Genomic DNA, 9826 nt, shown 5'->3' on the forward strand with positions numbered 1-9826 from the left:
CCGGAAAAGCGCGTGGGGTCGATCGGCCGAAGGTATCGCCTTGGCGTATCGTTGCAAGAGAAACGCCGATGCCGATCGAACGGCATCGGCGGTTGGTCGAAGGGGCCGTATGACCACTTCTTCTTCCTCCGTCATCCCCGCGAAGGCAAGGACCCATCTGATGATCGTGCAACACGAAAATTCAGGAGATGGGTTCCCGCCTTCGCGGGAATGACTGGAAGAATATGGGGCACCGCACGAGAATGCGGCACCCTCCAGATCAGGCCAGCGCGGCCTTCAGCTCATCGGCGAGATCGGTGCGCTCCCAGGGGAACAGGTCGCCCTCGGGCTGGCGGCCGAAGTGGCCATAGGCCGCGGTCGGGCCGTAGATCGGCTTGTTGAGGCCGAGGCCGACGCGGATGCCGCGGGGGGTCAGTCCGCCCAGCTTCTCGGCCGAGACCTTGGCGATCGCGGCTTCCAGCACGGCGTCATCGACGCTGCCGGTGCCATGGGTATCGACGTAGAGCGAGAGCGGCGCGGACACGCCGATCGCGTAGGACACCTGGATGGTGCAGCGCGTGGCAAGACCCGCAGCGACCACGTTCTTCGCCAGATAGCGCGTCACGTAGGCGGCCGAGCGGTCCACCTTCGTCGGGTCCTTGCCCGAGAACGCACCGCCGCCGTGCGGCGAGGCACCGCCGTACGTGTCGACGATGATCTTGCGGCCGGTGAGGCCCGCGTCGCCGTCAGGGCCGCCGATCTCGAACGAACCGGTCGGGTTGATGTGGAAGACCGTCTTGTCGGTGACGAAGCCCTCGGGAAGCAGCTCGGTCACGACCGTCTTCACGTAGGACTTGAGTTCGGCTTCCTGTTCGCCCTTGTCGTAGCCCGGCGCATGCTGGGTCGAGACGACGACGGCGGTGGCCTCCACCGGCACGCCGTTCTCGAAGCGCAGGGTGACCTGGCTCTTGGCGTCCGGCTCAAGGAACGGCGCGGCGCCCGAGTGGCGGTCTTCGGCCAGCTTGTGCAGGATCTTGTGGCTGTAATCGAGCGTCGCCGGCATCAGGTCGGGCGTTTCGTCGCAGGCGAAACCGAACATGATGCCCTGGTCGCCCGCGCCTTCATCCTTGTTGCCCGCCGCGTCGACGCCCTGCGCGATGTGCGCGGACTGGGCATGCAGGCGGTTGATGAACTCGAAGGTTTCCCAGTGGAAACCGTCCTGCGCATAGCCGATCTTCTTGACGACGGCGCGCACGGTCTTCTCGATTTCCTCGAGCGCGCCTTCGGCCCACTCACCGTTCTCGAAGATACCCTTGCAGCGGATTTCGCCGGCAAGGACGACGAGTTGGGTGGTCGTCAACGTCTCGCACGCGACGCGCGCTTCGGGATCCTTCGACAGGAACAGATCGACGATGGCGTCGGAAATCTGGTCGGAAACCTTGTCCGGATGGCCTTCGGAAACGCTCTCGGACGTGAAGACGTAGTTGCTGCGCATGTGATCCCTTGGGATATAAAGGAAGCTTTATGTGAGTGCGCGGTCTAGACCCGACGGCGCCCGAGTGCAACCACGCAAAGCGCAACCGCCATCAGCAGTGCGGCAAGCGCGAGCGGAAGAACGTTGCCCAGCCGGGCAAAGAGCGTCGGCTCATGGGCCTGCGGGATCAGCCCGTCGAGACGACCCGCCTGGTGGCGCGGCACAAAGGCTCGCACGATCCCGTCGGCATCGATCACCGCACTGATTCCCGTAGTGGTCGAGCGCAGCACCGGCAGCCCCTCCTCGATCGCGCGCAGCCTCGCCTGCGCGAGATGCTGGGGCGGTCCCCAGGCGCCGAACCAGCCGTCGTTCGAGGGGTTGAAGATGTAGTCGGGCCGGTTGGCAGGATCGACGACCTCGCCGCTGAAGACGATCTCGTAGCAGATCTGGATTCCGGCCTTGCCATAGGCGCCGAAGTCGACGGTGCGCGGCCCCGGTCCCGGCAGGAAGTCGAGTTGCCCCGCGACCAGACGGCTGAGCCCGATCGGCCCGAGCAGAGAGCGCATCGGCAGATACTCGCCAAAAGGCACGAGGTGGGCCTTGGAATAACCTGCCAGGATCGCCCCGTTTCCATCGATCGCGGTCACCGAATTGCGCGCCGCCTTCTCCTCCTCGCCCTCCATGACGAGATCGACGGCGCCGGTCATCAGCAGTCCGTAAGGCCCGACGACACGGCCGAGGCGGCGTCGGGCGATCTCCGGATCACCGGCATACGTATAGATGCGGTAGAGATAGCTCGGATAGCCGTCGCGCAGGAAATCGCCGAGCCCGGATTCGGGCCAGAACACCGCCCGCCGGTCCCCCGGCGCGCGCGGCAGCGACAGCAACGCGAGGCGCTGGAAATTGCGTTCGAAATAGCGCGGGTCGTCGATGAACTCCTGCCGGATGTCGGGCTGGACCAGCGTGTAGCGCACAGGGCCGGGCTGCGGAGCCGGAGGGGGCGCATGCATGGCGAAACCAAGCCCGCCCGCCAGCACCGCGACGGCGGTGGGCGCAAGCACCTTGCCGGAGGGCAGCCGGGCCATGATGCCGGGTACGCCGGACAGCAGCACCAGCACGCCTGAGAGGCCATACGTCCCGATCCACGGCGCCAGAATACCGAGCCCCCGGCTCTCGAACCCGCCCAGCAGCGCGATACCCAGCGGGTTCCAAGCAAAGCCGGTGAACAGCCACGCGCGGATCCACTCCGTCACGATCCAGGTTGCGGCGAAAGCGATAGCGAACGCGGCGAAACCGCGCGAACCTTCGCGGCGGTCAGGCCGTGCCACCAGCCAGCCAGCCAGCACCGCCACCGCCGGGAAAAGGGCGAGGTAGAGCGCCAGCAGTACCACGGCGATCATCCCCAGCCATGCGGGCATGTTCGCCTGATAAGTGAAGGCGGTCGCGATCCAGTTGTTGCCGAGGGAGAAGTGGCCGAGCCCGAAGCACCAGCCGAGCAGGAAGACCTGCCGCCCCGTCCTTGCCCGAACCACCAGTTCGAGCAGCCAGGCGACGGCGATCAGGGTCAGCGGCCAGAGCGCAAGGGGCTGGAAGCCGCAGGCCGCGAGAACGCCGGCGGCCATGGCCGCCAGCGCGCGCCCACCCGGCCGCGGGGGCACGGCCAGGGCAAGGGTTCTGAGGAAGGGCGAAGCGTACCGGTCGGACTGCATCGCCATGGGCTTGTAAGCCCGGCCCGGCGCGACGCAAGGGACCAGTTACGGTCCCGTGCACGCGCGCCGGGAAGGAGGGTCAGCCCTCGACGGCCTCGGGAGCGGCCTCGTCACCCGCGGCAGCCTTGCGGGTGCGGCGGCGGCGCGGCTTTTCCTCGGCGGCAGGCTCGGCCTCGGGAGCCGGAGTAACGGCTTCGGCGGCAGGCTTGGGCGTGCGCTTGCGGGCCGGCTTGGCCGAGATCGCGGGCGGAAGCATCGCGGCGTCGAAGCCGGCAGGCTCTTCCTGAGCGACGGGGGCCGGAGCCTGCTCCGCCTCGCCCCGGGGCTCTTCGCCTTCGTCCCGGCGCGGGCCGCGCGGCTTGCGCTGCTTCAGGCCGCGCGAGGCGCGATTGTCACGCACGAAGGGATTTTCGGGCGGCTCGTAAGGATTAGCCGACGCATCGCCAGCGTCCGCGACCGGCTCGGCCGCATCCTCGACGGCAGCGGCGGCGGGCTCCGGAGCACGCTGTTCATGCCGGGGCTCATACTGGCGCTGCTCGTACTGGCGCTGCTCGTACTGGCGCGGTTCACGCTCGGGGCGCGGAGCGCGTTCGACGGGAGCCGACGGCGCTTCGCCGTAGGGATCGTCGTACGAACCGTAATCGTCGCCGTAATCGTTCTGGCGATGATCGTCGCGGCGCGGCTGATTCGGCTGGCGAGCGTCTTCCTGGCGCTGCTTCTGGTCGGCGATGACACGAAAGTAGTGATCCGCGAACTGGAGGTAGTATTCCTCCGTCACGCGGTCGCCATTGAGGTGGGCGTCATGCGCCATCTTCCGATACTTTTCCAGAAGCTGCGGCGCATTGCCACGTGCCCTGCTGTCGATCCGGTTGGTCTGCTGGCCGCCCTGCTGGCGGTTGTTACCGCGGCCGCGCCGACGGTTGTTACCACGATTGTTGTTATTCAAGGGATGACTTTCCTCAAAACCCCGGGCTTTAAAACCCTGGCACGCTCCGGTCCCGATCAACCGGACTGCCGTACGTCACATGATCCCGACCGGCCCCCCGGCCGCCGCGATTTTCCCCATCTGCCCTGTCGGTTGCGTTGACGCCGCCGACCGCTTGCAAATGCTGGAGGCGAACCGGGTATGGGAAATCATCGTCCATCGGCCGGTTCGCAGTAATCATTAGGGATTGTAGAGGACGATTCCAAGCGGAAACTTACGCCCCAAGTACGTTTGTCCCCGAAAACGCGACGACCCGGTCGCGCCCGCCCAAATCGCGATGAACCCGGGACGACAGCCCGGCAGCCGCGCCGATCGCCGCCACGGCGTCGGCCTGTCGCCAGCCGATCTCGACCATCGCCACACCGCCTGGGGCCATGAGGCCGGGAAGCTGGGGCACGAGGACGCGGTAGTCGTCCAGCCCCTCCGGCCCCGAGAACAGCGCGCCCGCAGGCTCGAAGGCCCGGACCGAAGTGTCGAGTTCGGCCGCATTCTCGACGTAAGGCGGGTTGGTGAGGATCAGGTCGAAGCGGCCAAGATCGGCCGACCAACCGGGCTTCGTCCAGTCGGCCACCAGCAACCCGGCGGCCGGAGCATGGCGATCGGCATTCGTCTGCGCGACCGCCAGCGTCTCGGCCGAGCGGTCGATCGCGACGCCTTGCGCCTCCGGCCATACCGACAGCGCCGCCAGCAGCAGCGCGCCGGTCCCGGTGCCGAGATCGAGGATGCGGGCGGGCGGGCGCGCGGCCAAAGCCTCGCGGGCGGCCTCGATCAGTGTCTCGGTATCGCCGCGCGGGATCAGCGTCGCCGGGGTGACCGCGAGTTCGAGGCCGTAGAACTCGGCCGTGCCGGTGATGTAGGCGACGGGCTCATGCGCGGCACGCCGCTCGACCAGCGCGGCGAAGCCCTCGGGCGCCGGATCGCGCATGCGGCCGAGCAAAAGCTGCGAACGGGTGACGCCCAGCGCATGGGCCATCAGGACTTCGGCATCGAGGCGGGCAGTGTCGCTGGTTTCCGAAAGGCGTGAGGCCGCGTCGCGGATGGCTTCGACTACGGTAGTGCCGTCAACCATCCATCGCCGCCAGACGCTTGGCCTCGTCCTCGGCGATCAGTGCATCGACCAGTTCCGCCAGCCCCGGCCCTTCGAGCACTTCGGGCAGGCGGTGGAGCGTCAGGTTGATGCGATGATCGGTGACGCGCCCTTGCGGGAAGTTGTAGGTGCGAATGCGCTCCGAGCGGTCGCCGGAACCGACCATGGCCTTGCGCGCCTCTGCCTCGGCGCCCTGCGCCTCGTCGCGCATCTTTTCGTAGAGGCGCGCGCGCAGGACCTGCATCGCCTTGGCCTTGTTCTTGTGCTGGCTGCGCTCGTCCTGGCAGGTGACGACGATGCCCGACGGCAAGTGCGTGATGCGCACCGCCGAATCGGTGGTGTTGACGTGCTGCCCGCCCGCGCCCGAAGCGCGGTAGATGTCGATCTTGAGGTCCTTGTCCTCGATCGCCACGTCGACCTCGGTGGGTTCGGGCAGGACCGCGACGGTGGCCGCCGATGTGTGGATGCGCCCGCCCGATTCGGTCACCGGCACCCGCTGCACGCGGTGAACGCCGCTTTCGAACTTCAGCTTGGCGAAGACGCCCGAGCCGGTGACGTTGGCGACGACTTCCTTGAAGCCGCCGACATCGCTGGCATTGGCGCTGACCATCTCGACCCGCCAGCCCTGCTCGGCGGCGTATTTCTCGTACATGCGGTAGAGGTCGGCGGCGAACAGCGCGGCCTCGTCGCCGCCGGTGCCGGCGCGGATTTCCAGCATCGCCGGCCGCACGTCGGCGGCATCCCGAGGGAGCATGGCGATGGCGAGGCGGCGCTCGGCCTCGGGCAGCTCTGCCTTGAGGCGTGCGGCTTCCTCGGCTGCAAGGGCGCGCATCTCGGGGTCAGGGTCTTCGAGACCAAGCAGCGATTCGAGTTCGCCGCGCATCGAGACGACCTCGGCCGCGGCGCGCGCGACGGGTTCCAGCTCGGCATAATCGCGGCTTGCAGCGACGAAAGCCTCACCTTCGAGAGTGCCGGAAGCAAGGCGCGCCTCCAGTTCGGCCAGACGGCCGCCGAGCTGGGCGAGGCGAATGTCGGAGATCGCCATCAGCGTGCGCCTTCCGGGGCTTCGAGACGCTGCGCCTGCCCCTTCGACAAGCTCAGGGTGAGCGGAGTTAGCGTAAAACTCCAACCCCGCTCAGGCTGAGCCTGTCGAAGCCCTCCGCCAAGTTGTGGCCATGCTCCCATCACGGCTGGATGGTCACCAGCACCTGCTCCACGGCCAGCCGCGCCGGGGTGGTTTCACCCGCGCGCAAGTTGGCGGTGGGCACGCCGTCCTTGACCACGAACGAGACGATCGCCTTCGCGTTCGACTTCACCGCCTTGTCGAAGCGCTTGCGCGGGCTTCCCGTGGCGATGATCTCGGCATCGATTCCCTGGTGGCGCAGCGCGGTCAGCGTCTTGAGCGCGAAGTGCAGCGCCGCATCGTCCTCGACCGCGAGCATCGCCGTCAGCGGCGCTTCGGTGGTCTGGCCCGCATCGGCCACCAGCATCGCAAGGCGCTCGATCCCCGCTGCCCAGCCGACCGCCGGGGTCTCGGGACCGCCGAGCGCGGACATCAGGCCATCGTAGCGACCACCGCCCAGCACGGTCCCTTGCGCACCCAGCCGGTCGGTCACGAACTCGAAGGCGGTGTGACGGTAATAATCCAGCCCGCGCACCAGCGCCTCGGCGCGAGTCCAGGCGACGCCCGCCGCATCGAGGCCCGACGTCACCGCGCCGAAGAAGTCCTGCGCCTCGGCCGAGAGGAAGTCGTCGATCTTGGGCGCATCGGCGGTGAAGGGCTTGTCGCGCGGATCCTTGGAATCGAGGATGCGCAGCGGGTTGCGCTCGAGGCGATCCTGCGAATCCTCGGACAATGCTTGCCTATGGCCGCGGAAGTATTCGACCAGCGCCGCGCGCCAGGCCTCGCGGCTCTCGCCATCGCCCAGCGTGTTGAGCTGCAGCGTCACGCCATCGGCGATGCCCAGTTCCTTGAGCAGCTGGTCGGCCATGACGAGGAGTTCCACGTCGGCCATCGGCTCGGCCGCGCCGATCACTTCGGCGTCGATCTGGTGGAACTGGCGGTAGCGGCCCTTCTGCGGGCGCTCGTAGCGAAACAGCGGCCCGTGCGTCGCGACCTTGAGCGGCGCGAACTGCTTCCAGCCGTCGGTCAGGTAGGCGCGGGCGATGCCGGCGGTGAATTCGGGGCGCAGCGTCAGCGATTCGCCGCCGCGATCCTCGAACGAGTACATCTCCTTGGAGACCACATCGGTCGTCTCGCCCAGCGAGCGCGAGAACACGGCGGTCTTCTCGAACACCGGCATTTCCACGCGGCGGAAGCGGTAGAGCTTGCGCACGCGCTCGAAGGTCTCGACGACGTGGGCGAAAGCCTCGGCATCGGCGCCGAAGATGTCCTGGGTTCCGCGAATGGCCTGTGGTGTGGTGTTCATGACGCGCGCGTCTAGCCGCAATGGCGCACTTCGTGAAGTGGCCCCGCCATTTTGAGAGGCCAAAACGACGGCATCAATGGTTGCCAAATGCGGCAACAAGCGCAAAGACCTGCGCAATGAAGAATCTGCTCAAGGGCGCGACCCTCCTCACCTCCCTGCTGCTGTCGACTTCCGTTTTCGCGCAGGATGCCAACCGCTCCACCCCGATGGCCCCGCTGCTTCCGCCGGAAATGCCCGCCGCGAAGGACGTGCCTTATGCCGGCACCATCGGCCTGAACATCGACGCGAGTGACATTTCGCGCGGCGTCTACCGCGTCACCCAGACGATCCCGGTCGCACCCGGCGCGCGCGATCTGATCCTGCTGCAGGCGGGCTGGCTGCCCGGCAACCACTCGGAAACCGGACCTTACGGGCTGCTGGCCGACATCCACTTCTATGCGGACGGCCCCAACGGCACTCGGGAAATCGCCTGGGTGCGTGACACCGTCGCGGTCAACGCCTTCCACCTCGCGCTGCCCGAGGGGACGAAGGCCGTCACCGCGAAGTTCGTCCACACCTCGCCGCTGCAGACCAGCGAGGGGCGCATCACGATGACGCAGGAGATGCTCAACCTCCAGTGGGAGAAGATGAGCCTCTACCCGGCGGGCTACTACACGCGCGGCATCCCGTACAAGCCGACGGTCACCTTCCCCCGGGGCTGGCAAGTGTTCACCGCGCTCGACGGCTTCCAGCGGACCGGCGACACCGTCACCTGGAACACCATCGACTTCGAGCGCCTCGTCGATTCGCCGATCTTCGCCGGCATCCATTCGCAGCGCTGGGACCTGGGCCAGAACGTCTTCATGGACGTCGTCGCTGACGAGCCGGACCTCCTCGCGATCAAGCCCGAGAACCTGCAGACCTACCGCAACCTCGTAAAGGAGGCGACGACCACGTTCGGCTCGAAGCACTTCGATCATTACGACTTCCTGCTCGCCCTCACCGACCGCATGGGCGGCATCGGCCTCGAGCACCACCGCTCCAGCGAGAACCAGCAGGAACCCAAGTCGTGGACCGACTGGGCCGGGATGGACTGGGACCGCAACGTTATCGCGCATGAATTCGTGCACAGCTGGAACGGCAAGTTCCGCCGCGGCGCCGATGCCTGGACGCCGGACTACCAGCAGCCGATGCAGAACACGATGCTGTGGGTCTACGAGGGTCAGACCCAGTTCTGGGGCTATGTGCTGGCCGCCCGCTCGGGCGTGCAGTCGCGCGACATGGTCATGGCGATGTTCGCCACCGCTGCGGGCAAGTATGCCGAGGGCACTCCCGGCCGGTCGTGGCGCTCGGTCGAGGACACCGTCAACGCGCCGCAGCTGATGCGCCGCCGCCCGCTGCCCTACACCTCGCTCACCCGCTCGGAAGACTACTACGTCGAGGGCGCGCTGACTTGGCTCGAGGCCGACCAGATCATCCGCAAGGGTACGGGCGGCGCCAAGGGGCTCGACGATTTCGCCAGGGCCTTCTTCGGCGTGCGCGACGGCGACTGGGGCGAAGTGACCTACGACTTCGACGAAGTCGTCAAGGTGCTGAACGGCGTCTACCCCTACGACTGGGCCGCCTTCCTGCGCACGCGCCTCTACGACACCAACCAGCCCGCACCGCTGAACGGCGTGCAGATGGCCGGCTACAAGCTGGTGTGGAAGGACAAGCCCAACGCCTACGAAAAGGGCATCGCCGAGGAGCGCAAGACGCTCGACCTCACCTACTCGCTCGGCGTGACGCTGAACAAGGACGGCGACGTCACCGCGACCTTGTGGGACGGCCCGGCCTACAACGCGGGCATCGTCAATTCGACGAAGATCGTCGCCGTGGGCGGCCGCGCCTATTCCTCCGACGTGATGAAGGACGCGATCACCGCCGCCAAGACCGCCAAGGCGCCGATCAGCCTGCTGATCAAGCGCGGCGAGCGATATCAGACGGTGGCGATCGACTACCACGGCGGCCTGCGCCACCCCTGGCTGGAGAGCACCACACCGGGCAAAGTCAACGGCTTCGACAAGCTGCTGACCGCGCGCGCCAAGTAACGGGCATTTGGAAATCCGCTGAAGCGGATTTCGCGGCACCGGCCCTCTCCCCCACCCGACCACCCAACGATAGTACCCTATGGGTGGTCGGGTG

7 protein-coding genes are annotated in these 9826 nt (G+C 67.2%); 1 reads left to right on the plus strand and 6 read right to left on the minus strand.

Features of this window, described 5'->3' with window-relative positions; genetic code table 11:
- Positions 1-259 precede the first annotated feature (259 nt).
- The 6 genes from metK to hisS form a co-directional block, all read right to left on the minus strand.
- A complete protein-coding gene (metK, locus tag ACYPYD_RS00645) occupies positions 260-1474 on the minus strand; it encodes a methionine adenosyltransferase (RefSeq protein ID WP_069708506.1) in 1215 nt (404 codons plus the stop codon).
- A gap of 44 nt (positions 1475-1518) precedes the next feature.
- Positions 1519-3168 (minus strand): apolipoprotein N-acyltransferase, encoded by a 1650-nt coding sequence (gene lnt / locus ACYPYD_RS00650; RefSeq protein ID WP_459661695.1) that lies wholly within the window; start codon positions 3166-3168, stop codon positions 1519-1521.
- A gap of 73 nt (positions 3169-3241) precedes the next feature.
- Entirely contained in the window at positions 3242-4108 is an 867-nt protein-coding gene (locus tag ACYPYD_RS00655) for a DUF4167 domain-containing protein (protein WP_459661697.1), read from the minus strand.
- Between the two features lie 253 nt (positions 4109-4361).
- Positions 4362-5216 carry a peptide chain release factor N(5)-glutamine methyltransferase gene (gene prmC, locus ACYPYD_RS00660; RefSeq protein ID WP_459661698.1) on the minus strand — a complete coding sequence of 285 codons (855 nt, stop codon included), beginning with the start codon at positions 5214-5216 and terminating at the stop codon, positions 4362-4364.
- Entirely contained in the window at positions 5209-6279 is a 1071-nt protein-coding gene (gene prfA, locus ACYPYD_RS00665; protein WP_008831904.1) for a peptide chain release factor 1, read from the minus strand. The genes prmC and prfA overlap by 8 nt, the downstream gene beginning before the upstream one ends.
- Before the next feature lie 139 nt (positions 6280-6418).
- Entirely contained in the window at positions 6419-7663 is a 1245-nt protein-coding gene (hisS, locus tag ACYPYD_RS00670) for a histidine--tRNA ligase (protein WP_459661700.1), read from the minus strand.
- 116 nt (positions 7664-7779) lie between these two features.
- On the opposite strand from hisS, the gene ACYPYD_RS00675 reads away from it, so the two are divergent.
- Entirely contained in the window at positions 7780-9732 is a 1953-nt protein-coding gene (locus tag ACYPYD_RS00675) for a M61 family metallopeptidase (protein WP_459661702.1), read from the plus strand.
- The last annotated feature ends 94 nt before the right edge of the window (positions 9733-9826 follow it).

This window comes from Novosphingobium sp. 11B (assembly GCF_054589055.1).